Source organism: Pseudovibrio sp. Ad37 (assembly GCF_001623075.1).
Taxonomy (GTDB): domain Bacteria; phylum Pseudomonadota; class Alphaproteobacteria; order Rhizobiales; family Stappiaceae; genus Pseudovibrio.
The window spans coordinates 1-552 of sequence record NZ_LMCF01000134.1 but is presented as its reverse complement, the minus strand read 5'-3'; the positions used below and the strand labels follow the sequence as shown (position 1 = coordinate 552).

Below are 552 nucleotides of genomic sequence, written 5' to 3'. Positions count from 1 at the left end.
ACAGTAGGAGAAGCTAAAAAATTGTTAAAAAATATCAATTTAGCAAATATAACTTATAGTGACGAACTTCCTTTATCCCCTTTACATTGGCTATTAGCTGATAAAGAAAAATCAATTGTCATTGAAAGTATGAAAGATGGACTTCATATATATGATAACCCTGTGGGCGTTCTTACCAATAATCCTTCATTTGACTATCAATTATTTAATTTAAACAATTATCGTGTCTTATCGAGTGAAACTCCTAAAAATAATTTTTCAAATCAAATAAGTTTGAATGCCTATAGCCGCGGTATGGGAGGGATAGGCTTGCCTGGAGATTTATCCTCAGTATCTCGTTTTGTTAAAGCGACTTTTACGAAGCTGAATTCTGTATCTGGAGATTCAGAGTCAGAAAGTATTAGTCAATTTTTCCATATCTTAGGTTCAGTAGAACAACAAAAAGGTTTGTGTGATGTTGGTGATGGAAAATATGAATATACAATTTATTCTTCTTGTTGCAATGTTGACAAAGGAATCTATTATTATCGAACATATGAAGACAGTCAAATT

General features: G+C 31.7%; 1 protein-coding gene. It reads left to right on the top strand.

What is annotated here, in order from left to right; all coding sequences use genetic code 11:
- The coding region (locus PsAD37_RS27735; protein WP_153039791.1) for a linear amide C-N hydrolase at positions 1-552 on the top strand (552 nt) is incomplete at both ends.